At 70.8% G+C, this 19,554-nt stretch carries 18 protein-coding genes and 1 tRNA gene; 3 read left to right on the top strand and 16 right to left on the bottom strand.

Annotation, left to right across the window (positions count from 1 at the left end):
• Positions 1–27 precede the first annotated feature (27 nt).
• Positions 28–393, top strand: coding sequence for a PH domain-containing protein (locus ACFXMV_RS04495; RefSeq protein ID WP_378499854.1), 366 nt, complete (start codon positions 28–30; stop codon positions 391–393).
• 47 nt (positions 394–440) lie between these two features.
• Here the strand turns inward: ACFXMV_RS04495 and ACFXMV_RS04490 are convergent, their stop codons facing one another.
• Positions 441–776, bottom strand: coding sequence for a hypothetical protein (locus tag ACFXMV_RS04490; RefSeq protein ID WP_378499855.1), 336 nt, complete (start codon positions 774–776; stop codon positions 441–443).
• Between the two features lie 175 nt (positions 777–951).
• On the opposite strand from ACFXMV_RS04490, the gene ACFXMV_RS04485 reads away from it, so the two are divergent.
• The gene (locus ACFXMV_RS04485; protein ID WP_378503236.1) at positions 952–1,767 is read left to right on the top strand and encodes an MBL fold metallo-hydrolase; all 816 of its coding nucleotides are present in this window, start codon (positions 952–954) and stop codon (positions 1,765–1,767) included.
• Position 1,768: 1 nt separating this feature from the next.
• Here the strand turns inward: ACFXMV_RS04485 and ACFXMV_RS04480 are convergent, their stop codons facing one another.
• The 6 genes from ACFXMV_RS04480 to ACFXMV_RS04455 all read right to left on the bottom strand — a co-directional run bounded on the left by ACFXMV_RS04480 (position 1,769) and on the right by ACFXMV_RS04455 (position 7,379).
• Positions 1,769–1,951, bottom strand: coding sequence for a hypothetical protein (locus tag ACFXMV_RS04480; protein ID WP_378499857.1), 183 nt, complete (start codon positions 1,949–1,951; stop codon positions 1,769–1,771).
• Positions 1,952–2,025: 74 nt separating this feature from the next.
• A tRNA-Thr gene (locus tag ACFXMV_RS04475) sits at positions 2,026–2,101 on the bottom strand.
• Between the two features lie 69 nt (positions 2,102–2,170).
• A complete protein-coding gene (locus tag ACFXMV_RS04470) occupies positions 2,171–3,364 on the bottom strand; it encodes a DNA polymerase III subunit delta' (RefSeq protein WP_378499858.1) in 1,194 nt (397 codons plus the stop codon).
• A 65-nt stretch (positions 3,365–3,429) separates the two neighbouring features.
• Complete coding sequence (gene topA / locus ACFXMV_RS04465) at positions 3,430–6,348, bottom strand: type I DNA topoisomerase (protein WP_378499859.1); 2,919 nt, start codon at positions 6,346–6,348, stop codon at positions 3,430–3,432.
• 102 nt (positions 6,349–6,450) lie between these two features.
• Complete coding sequence (locus tag ACFXMV_RS04460) at positions 6,451–7,035, bottom strand: hypothetical protein (RefSeq protein WP_378499860.1); 585 nt, start codon at positions 7,033–7,035, stop codon at positions 6,451–6,453.
• 140 nt (positions 7,036–7,175) lie between these two features.
• Positions 7,176–7,379 carry a cold-shock protein gene (locus tag ACFXMV_RS04455; RefSeq protein ID WP_005248460.1) on the bottom strand — a complete coding sequence of 68 codons (204 nt, stop codon included), beginning with the start codon at positions 7,377–7,379 and terminating at the stop codon, positions 7,176–7,178.
• A 388-nt stretch (positions 7,380–7,767) separates the two neighbouring features.
• Here ACFXMV_RS04455 and ACFXMV_RS04450 point away from each other — a divergent pair, with 388 nt between their 5' ends.
• Positions 7,768–10,095: a DEAD/DEAH box helicase gene (locus tag ACFXMV_RS04450; RefSeq protein ID WP_378503237.1), complete on the top strand. Its 2,328-nt coding sequence runs from the start codon at positions 7,768–7,770 to the stop codon at positions 10,093–10,095.
• Positions 10,096–10,209: 114 nt separating this feature from the next.
• Here the strand turns inward: ACFXMV_RS04450 and ACFXMV_RS04445 are convergent, their stop codons facing one another.
• The 9 genes from ACFXMV_RS04445 to ssd form a co-directional block, all read right to left on the bottom strand.
• Positions 10,210–12,630, bottom strand: a complete 2,421-nt coding sequence (locus ACFXMV_RS04445; RefSeq protein ID WP_378499832.1) for a lysylphosphatidylglycerol synthase domain-containing protein — start codon at positions 12,628–12,630, stop codon at positions 10,210–10,212.
• 13 nt (positions 12,631–12,643) lie between these two features.
• The gene (locus tag ACFXMV_RS04440; protein ID WP_378499833.1) at positions 12,644–14,611 is read right to left on the bottom strand and encodes an amino acid transporter; all 1,968 of its coding nucleotides are present in this window, start codon (positions 14,609–14,611) and stop codon (positions 12,644–12,646) included.
• 108 nt (positions 14,612–14,719) lie between these two features.
• Complete coding sequence (locus tag ACFXMV_RS04435; RefSeq protein ID WP_378499834.1) at positions 14,720–15,064, bottom strand: Rv3654c family TadE-like protein; 345 nt, start codon at positions 15,062–15,064, stop codon at positions 14,720–14,722.
• Positions 15,061–15,462, bottom strand: coding sequence for a TadE family type IV pilus minor pilin (locus ACFXMV_RS04430; RefSeq protein WP_378499835.1), 402 nt, complete (start codon positions 15,460–15,462; stop codon positions 15,061–15,063). Before ACFXMV_RS04430 ends, ACFXMV_RS04435 begins: the two co-directional genes overlap by 4 nt.
• Complete coding sequence (locus ACFXMV_RS04425) at positions 15,459–15,662, bottom strand: DUF4244 domain-containing protein (protein WP_378499836.1); 204 nt, start codon at positions 15,660–15,662, stop codon at positions 15,459–15,461. Before ACFXMV_RS04425 ends, ACFXMV_RS04430 begins: the two co-directional genes overlap by 4 nt.
• A gap of 66 nt (positions 15,663–15,728) precedes the next feature.
• Positions 15,729–16,319: a type II secretion system F family protein gene (locus ACFXMV_RS04420; protein ID WP_378503238.1), complete on the bottom strand. Its 591-nt coding sequence runs from the start codon at positions 16,317–16,319 to the stop codon at positions 15,729–15,731.
• Complete coding sequence (locus ACFXMV_RS04415; protein ID WP_378503259.1) at positions 16,316–17,098, bottom strand: type II secretion system F family protein; 783 nt, start codon at positions 17,096–17,098, stop codon at positions 16,316–16,318. The genes ACFXMV_RS04420 and ACFXMV_RS04415 overlap by 4 nt, the downstream gene beginning before the upstream one ends.
• The gene (locus tag ACFXMV_RS04410; RefSeq protein ID WP_378499838.1) at positions 17,098–18,285 is read right to left on the bottom strand and encodes a TadA family conjugal transfer-associated ATPase; all 1,188 of its coding nucleotides are present in this window, start codon (positions 18,283–18,285) and stop codon (positions 17,098–17,100) included. The genes ACFXMV_RS04415 and ACFXMV_RS04410 overlap by 1 nt, the downstream gene beginning before the upstream one ends.
• On the bottom strand, positions 18,282–19,397 hold the full coding sequence (gene ssd / locus ACFXMV_RS04405; protein ID WP_378499839.1) for a septum site-determining protein Ssd: 1,116 nt from the start codon (positions 19,395–19,397) through the stop codon (positions 18,282–18,284). Before ssd ends, ACFXMV_RS04410 begins: the two co-directional genes overlap by 4 nt.
• Positions 19,398–19,554: the final 157 nt, after the last annotated feature.

Genomic DNA, 19,554 nt, shown 5'->3' with positions numbered 1-19,554 from the left:
ACGGAAACCGCGACCAAGGAGACGAGCATGGCCGAACCGGTATTCGACAAGTCGGATCAGCTGAAGCAGGTCCAGCAGGCAATTCTCGAGGGCGAGACGATCATCGCGGTCTACGACTGCATCGGCGCAGGCACCGGATTCATCGGGCTGACCAATCTTCGCCTCGTCATTCAGGACAAGAGCTTCGTCGGCAGCCGCACCGCGATCACGTCAATTCCGTACAAGAATGTCCGGTCGGTGTCCTTTCTCAGCAACAAATCGTGGGCCGGACATTTCTTTTCGTCCAGCAGCATCGCCGTGGACATCGGCCAGCAGACCTATGAGGCCGACTTCCGCGGCACGGAGAAGGCGCACCACGTGCACACGGTGATCCTGGAGCACATCACCCGGTGACCCGGCCGGGCCGGAGCGCACCCGATGTCGGGCGCGCTCCGGCTCGATCATCGCCGCGGCCGGGGCGGCACCCCGTCGGCCTCGTCGTGATCCCCGGAATTCCAGGCGCGCCGGGCGGATTCGCGCGCCATCCGGTCGCGCAGCCGCGCCGACGCCCTGTCCGCGCGCCGCAGCGCCGGCTGCCTGCACAACGGACAGCAACAGGCGTTGATGCCCGAGTACAGGTGCTCGACGCCGCAGTCGTGCGTCGGCCTGTCACGCTCCTCGGCGATCGAGCGCGGCAGGTCGCAGCGACCGTCGCGATGGTCGTGCACGACAACGCCGTTGAGGGCGCCGGTCCAGAGCTTGACGACGATCGGGTCGGTCTTGTCGGTATGGGACATGTGAGACGCCTCCGCACAAACGGTCGGCGCGCCCGCACCCACGGATCGGGGCCCGGACTAGCGCCGTGTGAGCGCGTCTCTCGGCAGTCTGATCACGGACCCCAGCATGCCGCACGCCTCCGACATCGGGCTCCGACCTTGCGCCGGACGCCACCAGCCCGGAGAGTGAACGTCCGTGAGCGGTCGCATCCACCACCTCAGCTGCGCGACGATGTGCCCCACCGCCGGTCGCATCCCTGCCCTGGCCCCGTCGCGCCTGGTCGCGCATTGCCTGCTCGTCGAGGGACCCGCCGGGTTGACCCTGGTCGACACCGGCTTCGGCAGCGCGGACGTCGCCGACCCGGTCGGCCGCCTCGGTCGGCTGTTCGTGACGTCGATCGGCGCCAGGATGGATCTCGCACTCACCGCCGTCGCGCAGGTGCGCGCGCTCGGCTACGACCCGTCGGACGTCCGCGACATCGTGGTCACCCACCTGGACGGCGACCACGCGGGCGGGCTCGGCGACTTTCCGTGGGCCCGGGTGCACGTGCACGCCGACGAGCTCGCGACCGCCCGCGCCCGCACCAAGATGCTCGACAAGACCCGATACCGCGCGAAGCAGTGGGCGCACGGCCCGAACTGGGTCGAGCACCGCGCGGACGGCGACCGGTGGTTCGGCTTCGAATCGGTGCGGGCGGTCGGCGACGGCGTCCTGCTGGTGCCGTTGCGCGGCCACACCTTCGGGCACAGCGCGGTGGCGGTACGTCGCCCGGGCGGCGGATGGTTCCTGCACGCCGGTGACGGCTACTACTTCACCGACGAGAAGCTGACCCCGCCGTCCTGCCCGCCCGGGCTGCGGGCGATGCAGGTCACGATGGAGATGGACCGACGGTCGCGAATCGCCAACCAGCACCGGGTTCGCGAGTTGCACGCCGCGCACGGCGACGAGATCACGATCATCTGCGCGCACGACGCCAGCGAGTTCGACGCGCTGGCCGCCGTAACCGACTGAGCTATCCGGCCAGGTCGTCCGGGCCGATGGGGTCGTCGTCCCAGTGGGCCGAGGTGACCGACTGCTGGGCGCGGAGTCGGTTGACGGCGACGAGCCCGAGGGCGATGAGTGCGCCAACCACAGCTCCCCTCACGACGCGACGCGATGCTCGGGTGGACTTCGCGGGCTCGGCAGGGGCGGTCATGTGAGGAGTCTCCCGCATCGAGCGCGAAACTCGAAAGGCCCCTCCCCCGCTGACGCGGGTGAGGGGCCTTCGAATGGAGCCGCCTAAGAGAATCGAACTCTTGACCTTTTCATTACGAGTGAAATGCTCTACCGACTGAGCTAAGGCGGCGTGCCCGACCTCGCGGTCGAGCCAGAGGGAGTCTAGCGGCTCATCCCGCGGATGCGAAAACGGCCCCCGCTACTTCAGCTCGGCACCCAGCTTGGCCACCATCGACGCGACCGCGAACCGGGGCTTGACGTTGGTCGCGAGCGCCTCGCGACACTCGAGCACCGCCTCAACGCACCGGAGCAACGCCTCGGGGCTGCCCGCCGCGGCCATCTTTCGCACCTGGTCCGCCTTGTCCGGGTGGTTCGGCTGTGCGGACGACCCCATAGCCGCCGCCAGCGCGTCCCGGTACAGCCCGGCCAGGTCCATCAGGGCCCGGTCCAGGCTGTCGCGACCGGTCCTGGTGGCGCGGGACTTCTGCCTGCGCTCGAGGTCCTTGAGCGCGCCTGCCGACCCGCGCAGCGCCCCGGCCGCGCCCTTGCCGGTGCCGCCCGCGCCGAGGGCGGTGCGCAGCTCCTCGGTCTCCCGTTCGTCCCTGGCCGCGCTCATCTCCTTGGCCTCGGCCTCCGCGGCCCGGACCAGCTCGTCGGCGGCCGCGTATCCGGTTGCCGGGCGGGTCGCGGCGGACGCGATGCCCAGCGCCTTGCTGCGTCGCGCCCGCGCCTCCTCGTCCGTCGCCAGCCTTCGGGCGCGGCCGACATGGCCGCCGCTGATCGAGGCGGCCAGCAGGGCGGCGTCGGCGTCGAGCTGGTCGCGCTCGCGCAGCACCCCGGCGATCGCCTCCACCGACGGGGTCACCAGCGCCACGTGCCTGCACCGAGACCGCAGCGTCACCGAGATGTCCTGCGGGTCCACCGACGGCGCGCACAGCAGGAACACCGTCCGCTCCGGCGGCTCCTCGACGACCTTGAGCAGGGCGTTGGCGGCGCCCTCGGTGAGCCGGTCCGCGTCCTCGATCACCACCACCTGCCAGCGCCCTGTGCTGGGCCTGCGCGCCGCGGTCTGCACGATCGCACGCATCTCGGCGACGCTGATACTCAGGCCCTCGGGGATCACCCGGCGCACGTCGCCGTGGGTGCCGGCCATCGTGGTGGTGCAGGCGTGACACTGCCCGCACCCGGGCTCGCCGTCGCCCGTGCACTGCAACGCGGCGGCGAAGCACAACGCCGCGACCGAGCGGCCGGAGCCGGGCGGACCCGTGAACAGCCAGGAGTGGGTCATCAAAGAGCCCGCCGAGGCGACGCCGCCCCTGGCCGCCCACGCGGCACCGGTCAGCTCGACCTCGACGTGCTCCTGCCCGACCAGTCGATCGAATACTCCCGCCACGGGCCGAGCCTAGCGGTCGGGCCCGACAGTTCCCGGTGGGCGTCCGAAACGTCAGTCCGGGGCCGTCAGGACTTCTTGGCGGCGGCCTTCTTCGCGGCCGCCTTGGCGGGCGCCTTCTTGGCAGCGGTCTTCTTCGCCGCGGCCTTCTTGGCAGGCGCCTTCTTCGCGGCGGCCTTCTTCTTCACCGGGCCACGCGCGCGACGGTCGGCGAGCAGTTCCGAGGCACGCTCGTCGGTGATGGTCGCGACGTCGTCGTCCTTACGCAGGCTCGCGTTGGTCTCGCCGTCGGTGACGTACGGACCGAACCGGCCGTCCTTGATCACCATCGGCTTGTCCGTCGCCGAGTCGTTGCCCAGCTCCCGCAGCGGCGGCGTCGCCGCCCCGGTGCGCCCGCGACGCTTGGGCTCCGCGTAGATCTTCAACGCGTCCTCGAGGGACACCGTGAACATCTGCTCCTCGTTCTCCAACGAACGAGAATCGGTGCCCTTCTTCAGATACGGGCCGTAGCGGCCGTTCTGCGCGGTGATCTCTTCCTTCGACTCCGGGTCGACGCCGACCACGCGTGGCAGCGAAAGCAGCCGCAGCGCGTCCTCGAGCGTCACCGTCGCCACGTCCATGGACTTGAGCAGCGAGCCGGTCCGCGGCTTCGGGCCCGCAGCCTTCTTCGCGGACTTCTTCGCGGCCGCCTTCTTGGCAGGCGCCTTGGTCTGGACGGCACCCTCACCCTCGGCCGTCGGGACCGGCACGATGTCCGGCTCCGGCTCGGGCTCCGGCTCGGGCAGGATCTCGGTGACGTAGGGACCGAAACGTCCCTCCTTCGCGACGATCTCGTGCCCGGTCAGCGGGTCGACGCCCAGCTTGCGGCCGTCCTGCGGGGTGGCGAACAGCTTCTCGGCGTACTCGGGAGACAGCTCGTCCGGCGGCAGATCGTCGGGCAGGTTTGCGCGCTGCGAGACCGGATCCCCTTCGGGGTCATCGGGATTGATGACCATGCGCTCGAGATACGGGCCGAACCGGCCGACCCGCACCACGACGTCGCGGCCCTCGGAGTCGGCGAAGAGCCGGATCGAGTTCACCTCGCGGGCGTCGATGTCCTCGAGGTTGGTGCCGACCATCTTCTTGAGTCCGCCGGAGCGGGCGACCGAGCCCTCCACCCCGTGCTCGCCGCCGAAGTAGAAGCTGGACAACCAGTTTCCACGCTGCTCGCGTCCGCCGGCGATCTCGTCGAGGTCGTCCTCCATGCCGGCGGTGAAGTCGAAGTCGACCAGCCGGCCGAAATGCGCCTCCAGCAACCCGATCACGGCGAACGCCACCCAGGATGGCACCAGGGCACTGCCGCGCTTGTAGACGTAGCCGCGGTCGAGGATCGTCTTGATGATCGACGAATACGTAGACGGGCGACCGATTCCCAGCTCTTCGAGGGTCTTGATCAGACTGGCCTCGGTGTAGCGGGCCGGCGGGTTCGTGGTGTGGCCGTCCGGGTCCAGCTTGGTGGCGGTGACGGCCTGCCCGGCGACGAGCACCGGCAGCCGCGACTCGGCGTCGTCGGACTGGCCGCCGGCCTCCTCGTCGACGCTCTCGACGTACGCCTTGAGGAAGCCCGCGAAGGTGATCGTGCGGCCCGATGCGGAGAAGGTGCACTCCTCGCCGGTGCCCGCGATGCCGGTGATCCGCAGCGTCAGGGTGGTGCCCCGCGCGTCCGCCATCTGCGAGGCGACGGTGCGCTGCCAGATCAGCTCGTAGAGCTTGAACTCGTCGGTGGCCAGCTGCGAGTGCAGCTGCCCCGGGGTGGCGAAGACGTCGCCCGCGGGGCGGATCGCCTCGTGCGCCTCCTGCGCGTTCTTCACCTTGCGCGTGTACTGCCGCGGCGACGGGCTGACGTACTCGGCGCCGTACAGCTCGGTGGCCTGCGCCCTGGCCGCGGCGATCGCCGACGGCGACAGCGTGGTCGAGTCGGTACGCATGTAGGTGATGTGGCCGTTCTCGTACAGCCGCTGCGCGGTCCGCATCGTGCGCTCGGAAGTGAAGCGCAGTTTGCGTGCCGCCTCCTGCTGCAGCGTCGAGGTCATGAACGGCGCGTACGGCTTGCGGGTGTACGGCTTGTCCTCGGCGGACGAGACGGTGAGATCGGTGCCGTGCAACGCCTCGGCCAGGCGGCGGGCGTAGCCCTCGTCCAGCACCGTGACGCCGGTCGACTTCAGCTGTCCGTCGGCCCCGAAGTCGCGGCCCGCTGCGACCCGGCTGCCGTCGACGCTGACCAGTCGCGCGCCGAAGCTGCGCGGGTTGGCCTCGGCGCCCGCGTCCAGGGTGGCGGAGATGTCCCAGTACTCGGCGGACCGGAAGGCCATCCGCTCGCGCTCGCGCTGCACGATCACGCGGGTGGCCACCGACTGCACGCGGCCTGCCGAGAGCTTCGGCATGACCTTCTTCCACAGCACCGGGCTGACCTCGTAGCCGTAGAGCCGGTCGAGGATGCGTCGGGTCTCCTGCGCGTCGACCAGGTCCTGGTCGAGGTCGCGGGTGTCCTGCGCGGCCGCGAGGATGGCCGGCTTGGTGATCTCGTGGAAGACCATCCGGCGGACCGGGATCTTCGGCTTGAGCGTCTCGAGCAGGTGCCAGGCGATGGCCTCGCCCTCGCGGTCGGGGTCGGTGGCGAGATAGAGCTCGTCGGCGTCCTTGAGCAGACTCTTGAGCTCGGCGACCTTCGCCTTCTTGTCCGGGCTCACCACATAGAGCGGTTCGAAGTCGTGGTCGACGTTGACGCCGAGCCGGGCCCAGGCCTCGCCCTTGTACTTGGCCGGCACGTCCGCCGCGCCCCGGGGGAGGTCGCGAATGTGACCGACCGACGCCTCGACGACATAGTTCTTGCCCAGGTAGGGGGCAATTTTCCTGGCCTTGGTCGGCGACTCGACGATCACGAGACGGCGCGTCTGGTCGGCTGTGGCGGGGCTGTCGCCCGCCGTGTCCTTCTCCCGAGCTGCCACCTTGCTGCCTGCACCTTCCTCGACTCGAATCGGCGATCACGTCAGTCACTACAGTGACACACCGCGTACCCATCCTTGCAGATCAATCCCGTGTCGACTGTTCTACACCTGCGGCCAGGCCTCGCGCGCCTCCTGCCGGTCGGGTGCCTGTCCGACGTTTTCGACCAGCCGCATCAGCCGCTTGTGCCCCACGATCCGGAGCCCGGGGCCTGCCCCACGGGTACCGATGAGGGTGGGTGCGATCCCGGCCCGCATCAGCGATTGGGCGAGCACCGGGTGGGTGTCGGGGGCGTGCGGGTCCAGCCCGAGCACGAACCGGTCTCCCTCACTCTCGGACCGGCCCGCGGCCAGCACCCAGGCCCGCAGGGCACGCGAGTCCGGGATCCAGCCCGCAGGCACGGCCTTGACCGCACCCTTGGTCCATTGCGCCGCGAGCGCGACCAGCTCGGGCACCGACCCGGTCCGGACCAGCGGGCTGCCCTCGTCGGATCGGGTGATCTCGGCGGCCAGGCCTGCCTCCTCGATCAGCTCGGCGACGGCGTCCGCCCGCCACGGCGCGTCGACGACGACCGACACCCTGGCCCGGCCTGCGCCCGCGGAGACCTGCCCCTGAGCGGCCAGCAGCCCGCTCAGGTCCGATACCGCGGGCGGCACCGCCTCCGCGGAGAAGAAGGACAGCTGGTTCACAAGAGGACAGTAGGCCAATCCGGCCGCCCGACCCGAGCCTGACACGACCCCGTCGGTGCGCGGCCCCGGCGCAAACGACTCGTCCCCCACCACCTTGCGGTGCTGGGGGACGAGTTGATCCGTTTCGAGGAACGAATGAATCAGACCGCGCGAACGCCGGTGGCCTGGGGACCCTTGGTGCCCTGACCGACCTCGAACTCGACGCGCTGGTTCTCCTCGAGCGTGCGGAATCCGCTGCCCTGAATCTCGGAGTAGTGGACGAAGACGTCAGCAGAGCCGTCCTCGGGGGCGATGAAGCCAAAGCCCTTCTCCGCGTTGAACCACTTCACAGTGCCCTGTGCCATGCTTATCCTTCACTTTCTAACACCGGATTCGGTGAACAGCAGTCAACAGTCCACCGGGCCGGTTCCGACCGCTGTACCGCTGATTTCCCCCTCAGGAAATGCATCACGCACCGCGCTCGCAACATCGATCCTGCGAGCGCGTACACGAACACAGAAGCTGCGACCGCATAGGAGTCAATCATGGTTCGCGCGATGGCAACAGTCGAAATCCAACAATGGTCATAAAGAAATGATCACGCTTCCGATTACCCGTCGGTAACAGCTCAATTGGACGCGCGTCCGGTATTGACAAGGGCTGCACAGTGTTAAACACCTCCCGGCAAGTACCATCAAAACCCCAGGTGAACAGGGACGTGTACGCGGCCAACCAACGAACTCGGAGTTATCAGTGAGCCAACCGGCCGCGGCAGCGAGCTACGGGCAGTCCCTGCTCGACCGGGTACTGGCGGGCACCCCACGCGGCGAGGATCCGCTCACCCATGTCGCCGAACTGCCCGCCCGCGAGTCCCGGTTCACGCAATGGCCATCATGGATTCACCCCGATGTCGTCAATGCCATGCGCGGGAACGGAATCCCCCTGCCGTGGACGCACCAGGAGGCCGCGGCCTCGCTCGCGGCGGCGGGCTCTCATGTCGTGGTCGCGACCGGAACCGCGTCCGGAAAGTCACTGGCCTACCAGTTGCCCATCCTCACCGCGCTCGCAGAGGATCCGCGCGCGACCGCCCTCTACCTGGCCCCGACCAAGGCCCTCGGGGCCGACCAGATCCGGGCCACGATCGCGCTCACCGAGCAGGCCGAATCGCTCGCGACCGTCTACCCCAACGCTTTTGACGGTGACACACCCGCCGAGATACGCCAGTGGGTGCGGGCCAACTCGCGCTGGGTCTTCACCAACCCCGACATGCTGCACGTCGGCATGCTGCGTTCGCACCAGCGCTGGGCGCACTTCTTCCGGAATCTGCGCTACGTGGTGATCGACGAATGCCATTCCTATCGAGGAGTTTTCGGCTCCAATGTGGCACTGGTCCTGCGCCGACTGCGGCGAATCGCGCGTCGCTATGCCGCCGACCCGGTGTTCATCCTCGCCAGCGCCACCACCGCGGCGCCGGGGGCAGCGGCGTCCCGGCTGATCGGGGCTCCCTGCGAGGAGGTCACGGTCGACGGCTCACCGCACGGCCCGCGGACCGTCGCACTCTGGGAGCCCCCGCTGCTGGCCGAGGTGACCGGGGAGAACGGCGCCCCTGTCCGCCGCGCCGCAGGGTCGGAGGCCGCCCGGATCATGGCCGACCTGATGATCGAGGGCGCCCGCACCCTGACCTTCGTCCGCTCACGCCGCGGCGCCGAGCTGACCGCGATGGGCACCAAAAGGCTACTGGCGGAAGCTGCCCCGGACCTGACCGAACGGGTCGCCGCCTACCGGGCGGGCTATCTGGCCGAGGACCGCCGCGAGCTGGAGACCGCGCTGGCGGACGGCACCCTGCTCGGCGCCGCGACCACCAACGCCCTCGAACTCGGGGTCGACATCGCCGGCCTGGACGCGGTCGTGGTGGCGGGCTTCCCCGGCACCGTTGCCTCGTTCTGGCAGCAGGCAGGGCGGTCCGGCCGCCGCGGCGAGGGCTCGCTGGTGGTGCTGGTGGCCCGCGACGATCCGCTCGACACGTACCTGGTGCACCACCCGGCCGCGCTGCTGGACAAGCCGGTCGAGGCCACCGTCACCGATCCGTCGAACCCCTACGTTCTCGGCCCGCAGCTGCTGTGCGCCGCGATGGAACTTCCGCTCAGCGATGCCGAGGTCGAGCAGTTCGGCGCCGTCGAGCTGCTCACCCGGCTCGCCGAGCAGGGGCTGATCCGGCGCCGCGCGCACGGCTGGTTCGTCACCGCAGACTCGAACCCGCATGCGTCCGTGGATATTCGGGGTGGAATCGGCAAACAGGTCGCCATTGTCGACGCCGAGTCCGGCCGAATGCTCGGCACTGTCGACGGCGGCCGCGCACCCGCCACCGCCCACCCGGGTGCGGTGCACCTGCACCAGGGCGAGTCCTTCGTGGTGGACATGCTCGACCTGGACGAGGGCCTGGCGCTGGTGCATGCCGAGACCCCCGAGTGGAGCACCTCGGCGCGCGAGACCACCGAGATCGTCATCACCTCGGTCCTCGAACACACCGACCACGGCCCCGTCACGGTGGCGCTGACCGAGGTCGAGGTCACCCACCAGGTGGTGGGGTACCTCCGGCGGCTGCCGTCCGGCGAGGTCCTCGACTCGATCGAGCTCGACATGCCGCCGCAGCGCCTGAGCACCCGCGCCGTGATGTACACGGTGACACAGGAACTGATGGAACGGGTGGGCATCACCGCGGACCGCTTCCCCGGCTCACTGCATGCCGCCGAGCACGCCGCGATCGGACTGCTACCGCTGGTGGCGACCTGCGACCGCGGCGACATCGGCGGGGTGTCGACCGCCGTGCATCAGGACACCGGCCTGCCGACGGTGTTCGTCTACGACGGCCATCAGGGCGGCGCCGGGTTCGCCGACCGTGGGCATGCCGAGTTGCTGCGGTGGCTGCGCGCCACCAGGGACGCGATCGCGTCCTGCGAGTGCCTGGCCGGGTGCCCGTCCTGCGTGCAGTCCCCCAAGTGCGGCAACGGCAACGACCCGCTGGACAAGGACGGCGCCGTCCGGCTGCTGTCGGCGGTGGTCGGCGCCCTCGCCCCCTGACCCACCCGTGACCTCCGTGACCTCCGTGACTTCCGTGACCTCCCCAATGTCACATTCGTTCGGCTCAAGCGAACCGGTGTGACATTGGGGAGGTCCGGCGGGGGTCGGGTCGGATCAGATGAGGTCGGTCTTCTGCATCCACCGCAGGATCGGCCAGCCGGCGAACACCGGCAACCAGCAGGTGAGCACCCGGTAGAGCAGCACCGACGGCACCGCGACCGCGGCGGGTACACCGAAGGCCGCGAGACCACCGATCAACGCCGCCTCGACCGCGCCGACGCCGCCGGGGGTCGGCGCCGCGGAGGCCAGCGTGCCGCCGATCATCGTCACGATGGTGACGGTGACGAAGCTGACCTCGCCGCCGAACGCCTCGACGCTCGCCCAGAGGGCAAGCGCGGCACCGAGAGTGGTGGCCGCACAGCCACCAACGATGAGTAGGAACCGTCCCGGGTCGCGGGCCAGATCCAGCAGCTCGGTGGTCACGTCCGCAATCTGGGGGCGCAGCTCGTCGATCAACCAGCGCCGCAGACTGGGCACGATCATGAACGCCCCGACCACCCCGAAGAGGAGACCGACCACCAGGTAGATGATCGTCGCGTTCGGGATGAAGTTGGACAGGTCCGCGCTCTTTCCCGCCGCCACGCTGAAGACGATCAGCAGCCCGACGTGGGTGACCACCTGGACCGTCTGCTGCAGAGCGACGGCGGCGGTCGCCCGCACCCCACCGAGCCCGTTGTGCTGCAGAAACCGCACGCTCAGCGCGAGTCCGCCGACCCCGGCTGGCGTGGTGGTGGCCGCAAAGGTGTTGGCGAACTGCATGATCACCAGGTTCTTGAGCCGGACGGACTCCGAGGCGCAGGCCCACAGCGCCACCGCCGTCCCGATGTACTTCGACACCGACACCACCAGACCGAGCAGCGCCCACCACCAGTTGGCGGTCCGCAGCTCAGTGAGGAAGGTGGGCACCTGACTGACGAACGGGTATGCGACGTAGACCAATCCGATCAACAGGACCAGCTGGATGATCTGGTTCCGACTGAACCGGGTGACCTGCTCGGTCTTGATCACCTCGGAGTCGGTCTGGGTCCGGACCTGATGCCGGGTGGCCGACATCAGCGCGTCCGCCTCCGGCAACGCGTTGCGCAGCCGCCTGGGCATCGCCGCCTTCGTCAGTCGGCCCGACGCGGCGAGGACCTCGCCCTCCCCCAGCGCCCCGATCGCGGCGCGCACCGCCCGTTCCGCTCCGAACCGCGCGCCGGTGGTCAACAGCAGCTGGGCGATATCCGACTCGAGCTGCGCGTCCGACGCGCCGACCTCCGAGTGCGCGAAGCCCTCGAAATGCACTCGGTCGCCGTTGATCCTGAGATTGTCCGGGCGAAGGTCGCCGTGCGCGACCTGATTCACGTGCAGTATCCGCAGACCGGACCAGGCCGCCTCGAGATGTGCGGGGTCCGCCTGTTCGAGGGGAGTACCCGAAGGCGCCGAGTGCGCGTAGAGCATCCAGCCACGCTCGAGCGGGGACACCGCGACCGCCAGGCTGGAGGACAGTCCCATCCGCCCGACCGCGGTCGACATCAGTGCCCGGTGCTCGACCGCCCGGCGCAGCGACGCATACGGCGCGGGCGTCTCCGCGGTGCGGAAGGTGAGCCAGTGCCAGACCTGTCGGACGGCGCCCTCGCTCCGCTGATGCGGCCCGAAGAGTTCGAGGACGACGGTGTCGTCGGCGCCGGCCTTCCGGAGATCCATTCCGAGGTGGTCGATCTTCCGGCTGCCCTCGCTGCACTGCGCGGAGAGCACGAGGGGACCCGAACCGGCGGGGCTGAGCACCGACAGAGCGTCCACCCTCAGTCCACGCCTGCCGAGCGCGCGGACCGCGAGATCGACGGGGACCTCGAGCGCGGGAGTGCCCACGAACAACACGACCAGCGCCCCGATCAGCCACCCGACGGTCAGCCCCAGCATCGAGCGGGCGGGGACGACGGCGCTGACGAACAGGTGGATGGGTACGAAGGCCAGCAGCAGCAGCCACCAGATCCGGCGCCAGCGGGCCGGCAGCCACGGACCGGACACGGTCAGCATGGCGGCCAGCATCGCGATCCACCGCGGGTCGTCGAGGAACTGCGACAGGAAGGTGTCCAGGTGCCCGTCGAGATCGAGGTGCCACTTCGGCGCGGACAGCCCGGTCCCGGTGATGGACAGCGCGACGACGGCGAGCAGTCCCGCGGTCGCGTACCCCGCGAGCAGCTTCCACCGCTGACCCAGGACGAGCCCGACCAGGATCGCGAACGGCAGGATCAGGATCGCGGCCCCGTACAGCAGGTAGATCCGGGTCGACACCTCCGCGGAGGCGACGCCGATGAGGTCCGACAGCGAGTTCTCCACGGCCTCCCAGCGGCCCCGGGTGATCAGCGAGGTGGCGATCACAGCGCCGACGAACACCGCCGCGATCACGACGCGGAGCTGATCGTTGGTACGCCGACGCAACGGCTGCAGCAGGCTGCCCTGGACCGGGATCTCTCGTCCGTCGACTCGCATGGGGTGATCGAGCCTATCCGACGTGCACGTGCGGTCGACGGGACACGTCGGGCTCGGCGCGCCGCAACACCTCCCGGGTGACGGGCGCGACCTCGCCCTGCCCGATGAACAGGAATCGCAGCAGGTTGGTCACCGGATTGCCCTCCGTCCACTCGAAGTACACGTGCGGGATGGACCCGGTCCGATCGCGGATGTCGAGGAGGATCGCGGCGATCGAATTGGGAATGGCCGCGCTGTTGACCCACAGGATCCGGTACTTGTCGCGCTCGCGTCCGTGCACCCGTAGATCAGTGGCGAACTCAGACGAGTCGGTCACGTTCACCTCGAGGAAGAGGATCGGCTCGCCTGCGGGGATGTGACTCTCCAGCCGCTGATCGGACTCCTTCTCCTTGTACTCCTCCGAGTCGCGGCGATCCACGTCGTGGGTGACGATCCGGATCGTCCCCCGCGCCGCCTCCTCGAGGAACTTCTCCGCGGTCGCGTCGTAGCTCACCGAGGTGGCGCGCAGCTCGAAGGCCCGCGAGAACCGGGACGCGAACGAGACGATCAGGATCGCGAGGATGAACAGGATCGCCAGATGCAGGCCCTCGGGACGCTCGAAGATGTTGGCGAGGGTGGTGTACACGAAGATCGCGGCGACCACCCCGAAACCGAAAGCCTTGCGCCGCTGGCCTCGCCGCAACGCCGACAGCGTCACCGCGACGGCGGCTGAGGTGATCAGCACCAGGACCCCGGTGGCGTAGGCGGCGCCCTGCGCGTCGACGCTGGCGTCGAAGTACCAGGTGATGCCGAACGCGATGACGGCGAACACCAGCACCAGCGGCCGCACCGCCCTCGCCCAGTTCGGTGCCATGCCGAACCGGGGCAGGTACCGCGGGACCAGGTTGAGCAGGCCAGCCATGGCCGAGGCGCCCGCGAACCAGAGGATCGCGATGGTGCTCACGTCGTACACGGTTCCGAAGACGCTGCCGAGGTACTCGTGGGCGAGGTAGGCCAGTGCGCGGCCGTTCGCCTGTCCCCCGGCCTTGAACTCGTCCGCCGGGATCAGCACGGTGGTGAGGAAGCTGGTCACGATGAGGAAGCCGCTCATGATGAGCGCGGCGGTGGTCAGCAGGTGCCGGGCGCCGCGGATCCGGCCGCGCGGCGCGGTCCTGGTGTCGGTCGGATCGCCCTCGATCTGCGGCATCACCGCGACCCCGGTCTCGAATCCGGAGAGGCCGAGTGCGAGCTTCGGGAAGACCAGCAGCGAGATCGCGATCATCATCCACGGGCTGCCGTGCTCGGTGGTCATGGCCGCGGTCCAGTCCGTGACGACCGACGGCGCCGTCGCCACATGCCACGCCCCGACGACGACCACGACCAGGTTCAGCGCCAGGTACACCGCGACCAGGGTGACCGCGATCCCGATCGCCTCGGAGAAGCCCTTGAGGAACACCGCCGCGAGCAGCGCCAACAGCACCAGGGTGACCCACAGATTCTCGCCGTGCAGGGCGGCGGGGGCGAACGGGTTCTCCACGACGTGTGCGGCGCCGTCGGCCGCCGACAGCGTCATGGTGATGATGAAGTCGGTCGCCGCGAACCCCAGCAGGACCAGGACGAAGATCTTCCCGCCCCACTTCGGCAGCAGTCGGGCCAGCATGGCGATCGAGCCCTCGCCGCGCGGGCTCTCCTGCGCGACACGGCGATACACCGGCAGAGCACCGAACAACGTCAACGCGACCAGGACCAGGGTGGCCAGCGGCGAGAGCACGCCCGCGGCCAGCGCGGCGATGCCCGGCTGATAGCCGAGGGTGGAGAAGTAGTCGACGCCGGTCAGGCACATCACCTTCCACCACGGGTGTTTGTGCTCCGGCTTCGGCGCCACCCGGAACGGACCCTGGTGCCCGGCCGGCTCCTCGGTGACGTCCTCGAGGAGCCAGGTGTGTAGCCGCGACGAAGCCCGACTAGTGGTGATCACACCGCGAATCCTGCCACCGGCCATTGCCGCACCCGGCGAAACGCGCTCGACCCGTCGAACGGTTCACGATGAGCCAGGGCCGACGCCGCCCGCCCCACACGTCTTCACGCTCTGCCCGCCACGGTCCGGCGGCTACAGCACAGGACCCGCCCTGGCCGCGGCGACCGCATCCCCGCCGACGACCGCGGGCAGCGGCAACCGCACTCCGACGGTCACCACCACGTCCCACCCCTCGACCCGGCAGTCGCGCACCGACGCGCGCATCCGTCCGGCGATCGTGGCGGCCGATGCGCAGGCCGCCTCGCCGCCGTGCTCGAGTGCCGCCGCGGCCGCGAGCGCCGCCAGGTCCGCGGCCGACTGGGCCCGGTGCCGCGCCGACACCGCCGAGCCGAGATGGATCACCAACGCCGCCACCGCGATCAGCGCGAGCATCGCCCAGCACGCGAGGACGGTTGCCGATCCGCGGTCGTCCCTCACCTGCCACCTCCGGACGGCGCCTGATCCGGAGCTGAGCCGGAAGGGCCGGAACCGGCGGTGTCGAGGTCCGTCGCGGCCGAGTCCTCTGTGGCGGCAACCGCTTCCGCCGAGATGTCGAGCGCGGGTAGCAGTGGCACCCCGGCCCGAACCACCGCGATGGCAAACCCACCGTCCTCCCGCACCGTGATGCGTGCGCCCCGAGGAGCCACCCGCTGCGCCGCGGGGATCGCCTCCGCCCGGTCGCCGCGTGCGACGAGCCTGGCCGCCTCCCGCGCGGCGTCGACGCACCGAACATGCGCGGACACCGCGAGGAAGGAACCCAGGCACAGCACCACGACCACCGTGATCGAGGCGATCGCGATGGCAGCCTCCACCGTCACCGCGCCCGCATCGTTCACACGGCGGTGTTCAGCGCCTTGTCGATGATCCCGGTCAGGGCAGCGACGATGGAGTCTCCGGTCACCACCGAGTACAGCACCGCCCCGAACGCCGCCGCGGCGATCGTGCCGATCGCGTACTCCGCCGTCGACATGCCCTCCTCCGCTGCCGCGGCCAGCAGCAGCCGGGTGCGCAGCGCGCCAATCCCCTTGGTCACCATGATGTTCCCCCTTCTCGGTCACCGTCGCGGCATCTCCACGACGGGTTGTCCTGGACGTTTCGTCCCTCACAGCACACCCCCGCTCAGCACCCGGGTGGCCAGGCCGACCACCACCGGGACGATCCCGAGGCAGAGAAATGCGGGCAGGAAGCAGAGCCCGAGCGGACCGCTGATCAGCACGCCCGCCCGTTCCGCCGCGGCGGTCGCTCGGTCCTCGATCGCGAGCCGGCGCTGCGCCGCCAATTCGGCGACCGCATCGGCGAAGGCCGCGCCGGACCGCGACGAGCGCCGAGCCATCCGCGCGAGTCCCTCCGTCTCGGGATCCGTCGCCGCGCGCTCCCAGGCGATCTCGGGCTCGGCACCGAGAACGAGCAGGTTCGCGGCCGAGGCCAGAGCGCCCCCGAGCGGTTCCGGAGCGGACGCCGCGACGGCCCCCGCCGCCGCGGCGACGGGCATACCCGATCGCAGGCAGGCGGCCAGCAGGTCGAATCCGGCCGCGATCGCCATGGGGTCGGCGGCCTCGCGGCCCCGGGGACGCTGCCGGTACCCCCGCGCCGGTCTCGCGGACAGCGGCGCCCGCAGGCGTCCCGCCGCCGAGCCTGCACCGGGAGCGGTGAGCGCGGCGGTCGCGAGCAGCACCGCGGCCACGGCGCTCACCCGGTCACCCGCCCGGTGATCCGATCCGTCCAGAGCAGGCCTGCGCACACGAACAGCGTGCCGAGGATCAGCAGCAGTCCCCCGAGTCCCCCGGACAGCAGCACGCGCAGCGGGCCCGCACCCATCAGCTGTCCCAGCGCGATCCCCAGCACCGGCAGGCAGGCGAGCACCGCCGCCGTGGCCCTGGCCCCCGCCAGGCCAGCCTCGACGCGGTCCCGGAACCTGATGCGCCCCACCAGGTCCACGCGGACCGCGTCGAGCAGATCGGCCAGCGCGATGCCGTGCCGATCGGCCACCCGCCACGCCGCGGCCACCCGCTCCAGCTCCACGCCGATTACGCACCCGGGGGCGTGCAGTCCGTCGGCGGCGCTGCCACCGAGCCGGGCGCGGGCCGCGGCACCACGGAACGCCTCCGCCGCCGCACCGTTCGATTCCCGCGCCGCGGTGGTGCAGGCGTTCGCCGGGTGGGCTCCGACCCGCAGCTCCCCTGTCGCCGCCTCGAGGCAGCTGAGCAGCCCCCGCAGTTCCGCGTTGCGCGCACGCTCCCGTCGACGGCGCGAGCGTCGGTGTGCCGTCGTCAACGCGAGGACGGCCGCCGCGAGCCCGGCGGTGGGCGCGCAGATCGCAACGGCGCCAATGAGTCCGATCACCGCGGCCGCGCGCACCCGCGCCTGTCCGCGCAGACGCTCCGTGCGACGCGGGGGTCGCAGCCTCGTCATCGTGCGGGTGCCCGGCGCGACGACCAGCGCGAGCGCGACGACCGTCAGCGCCGCGATCATCACGCCCCCACCCCGAAGCCGCGACGCTCGAGCAGGGCCGCGAGGCGACCAGCCCCCGGACAACCCCTGTCGGCGGGAGTCCAGGCGGGCACCACGCTGACCTGCCCGCGCTCGTCCCGATCCAGCACTCCGATCTGAGCGAGCCTGCGCCTGCCGTCCGCCGCGCGGTGCACGTGCAAAACGACCTGCACCGCCGCCGCGAGCTGGCTGTGCAGGGCGGCTCGGTCCAGGCCGCCGAGCGCCGCGAGTGCCTCCAGCCGGGCGGGCACCTCCTCCGGCGAGTTCGCGTGCACGGTGCCCGCGCCGCCGTCGTGACCGGTGTTCAACGCGGTGAGCAGGTCCACCACCTCAGCGCCGCGCACCTCCCCGACCACGATGCGGTCCGGCCGCATCCGCAGCGCCTGCCGCACCAGTTGGCGGACGGTCACCTCCCCGACGCCCTCGACGTTCGGGGCGCGGGCGACCAGCCGCACCACGTGCGGGTGGGTCGGGGCCAGCTCGGCGGCATCCTCCACGCAGACGATGCGCTCGCGGCGATCGACCTGCGCCAACAGCGCCGCGAGCAGGGTGGTCTTGCCCGCCCCGGTCCCACCGACGACCAGGAACGCCAGTCGGGCGGCGACGATCCGCACGAGTAGTTCGAGCGCGTCCGCGGGTACCGTCCCACCCGAGTGGAGCGCGTCGAGCCCCTGAGTCGCGGGCCGCAGCACCCGCAGCGACACACAGGTCCCGCCCTGCGCGAGCGGGGCGAGCACCGCGTGCAGCCGAACCCCGAACCCGGCGCGCGGCGCCGCGGGGAGCCGGCCGTCGACCCATGGCTGAGCGTCGTCGAGTCGCCGTCCCGCCGCCAGCGCGAGCCGCTGAGCCAGTCGCCGCACCGCGGCCTCGTCGGCGAAGCAGACCGGGGCAGGCTCGAGTCCGGAGCCCCTGTCCACCCATACCCGGTCGGGCGCCGTGACCAGGACGTCGGAGACATCCGGCTGCGCCAGAAGCGGTTCCAGCGCGCCTGCCCCGGTCAGTTCGGTCTGCAGGACGTGCAGGGCGTCCAGTAGGTCGGTGTCGCCGAGCACCCCCGATGCCTCCGCTCGGATCGCTGCGGCCACCGTCGCGGGACTTGGCTGCGCCGACGTTCGCGACAATCGCTCCCGAACCCGATCCAGCAGTTCGGGCGAGACCAGGGAGCTCATGCGGCCCGCCGCCCGGCGCCCGCCTCGAGCAGGTCGAGGATCGCCAGCGCGGCCGCGGCCAGTGGCGATCGCCTGCGTAGCCTCAGACCGCCGCGTTCGAGGGCAGCGGCCAGGCGCGGCTGTGGCCGCATCGCCGCGAGGACCGGGAGCCCGAGCAGCTCGGCAATGTCCCGGCCCCGCAGCCCGCCGGGTGCCGGACCACGCACCACCACACCGATGTTCGGGTTCCTGGTTCGCACCGAGGCCACCACCGATTCGGCGGCCGCCGCAGACCGCACCTGGGCGGGCACCACGATCGCCACCAGGTCGGCCAGATCGAGAACCGCGCCCGCAAGATCACCGAGCCCCCTACCGACATCGCAGACGACGAGATCCCCCGCACCGCAGCCTGATTCGATCATCGCCCTCATCGCCGCCGCGGACGGCTGCCCGGAGTCACCGCCGCGTCCGCAGGCCAGCACCGCCACCCCGGCACCAGCGTCTGGCAGGGCGTCGTGCAGGGCGGTCGCGGACACCCGTCCGCCCTCGACGACCACCGAGGGCCAGCGCAGTCCCGGCCTGCCCTCCACGCCGAGCAGCAGGTCGAGGCCGCCGCCGTGCGGATCCGCGTCCACCAGCAGTGCGCGACTCCCGGCCCGCCGGACGGGACCGGTCAGCGCGATCGCCGCGGCCAACGTGGACGCCCCAGCCCCGCCGCTGCCGCCGACCACGGCGATCACCGAGCCGCCCGCCGAGGTGCGGTCGCGGCGCTGCGCCAGCGATTCGACGAGGGCCGGTTCGTCCGCAGGGAGGACCAGCACGGACTCCGCCCCGATCGCGGCCGCGGCCTGCCATTCGGGGAGGCCGGGCGGGCCCGAGCACACCACATGGACGGCCGACCGACGCGGCAGCGCGTCGGCTGCGCAGCCTCGTGCGGCGGCCGGATCGAGCGCGATCGAGGCGGCACCGTCCCACACCTGTCTGGGAATCGGGAGCACCCGTTCATCCACCGCACGGTCGGCGGCGGCCGCGGCGCGCCGCACGCTCAGGGACAGTTCGGCGTCCTCGAGCACCGCGAGGACCGGGTGAACATTCGACGGATGCGGGGCACCCGATGCTTGTGGAGGTTCCATACCGAGCGAGCCTGCGCGCTCGGTCGGGTCGAGAGAAGGGGGTCATCGGCGAATGTGGACAGAACCGGCCCTGTGGATGGATTCCGGTACGCGCGAACCACTCCGGCGTCGACAACCGGCGAAAGAGACGACCGCGGAGGGCCGGAGAGGGTGCGGC

Origin of the sequence: Rhodococcus sp. NPDC059179, from assembly GCF_042754885.1 — a bacterium.
Lineage (GTDB): Bacteria > Actinomycetota > Actinomycetes > Mycobacteriales > Mycobacteriaceae > Rhodococcus_G.
This window is presented reverse-complemented; position numbering and strand designations above follow the sequence as displayed.

What these genes read in the sequence shown, in the direction of transcription:
- ACFXMV_RS04495 (WP_378499854.1), top strand. Translation starts at nt 28, where the DNA reads ATGGCCGAACCGGTATTCGACAAGTCGGATCAGCTGAAGCAGGTCCAG.
- ACFXMV_RS04490 (WP_378499855.1), bottom strand. Translation starts at nt 776, where the DNA reads ATGTCCCATACCGACAAGACCGACCCGATCGTCGTCAAGCTCTGGACC.
- ACFXMV_RS04480 (WP_378499857.1), bottom strand. Translation starts at nt 1,951, where the DNA reads ATGACCGCCCCTGCCGAGCCCGCGAAGTCCACCCGAGCATCGCGTCGC.
- ACFXMV_RS04455 (WP_005248460.1), bottom strand. Translation starts at nt 7,379, where the DNA reads ATGGCACAGGGCACTGTGAAGTGGTTCAACGCGGAGAAGGGCTTTGGC.
- ACFXMV_RS04445 (WP_378499832.1), bottom strand. Translation starts at nt 12,630, where the DNA reads ATGCGAGTCGACGGACGAGAGATCCCGGTCCAGGGCAGCCTGCTGCAG.
- ACFXMV_RS04440 (WP_378499833.1), bottom strand. Translation starts at nt 14,611, where the DNA reads ATGGCCGGTGGCAGGATTCGCGGTGTGATCACCACTAGTCGGGCTTCG.
- ACFXMV_RS04425 (WP_378499836.1), bottom strand. Translation starts at nt 15,662, where the DNA reads ATGGTGACCAAGGGGATTGGCGCGCTGCGCACCCGGCTGCTGCTGGCC.
- ACFXMV_RS04415 (WP_378503259.1), bottom strand. Translation starts at nt 17,098, where the DNA reads ATGATCGCGGCGCTGACGGTCGTCGCGCTCGCGCTGGTCGTCGCGCCG.
- ACFXMV_RS04410 (WP_378499838.1), bottom strand. Translation starts at nt 18,285, where the DNA reads ATGAGCTCCCTGGTCTCGCCCGAACTGCTGGATCGGGTTCGGGAGCGA.
- ssd (WP_378499839.1), bottom strand. Translation starts at nt 19,397, where the DNA reads ATGGAACCTCCACAAGCATCGGGTGCCCCGCATCCGTCGAATGTTCAC.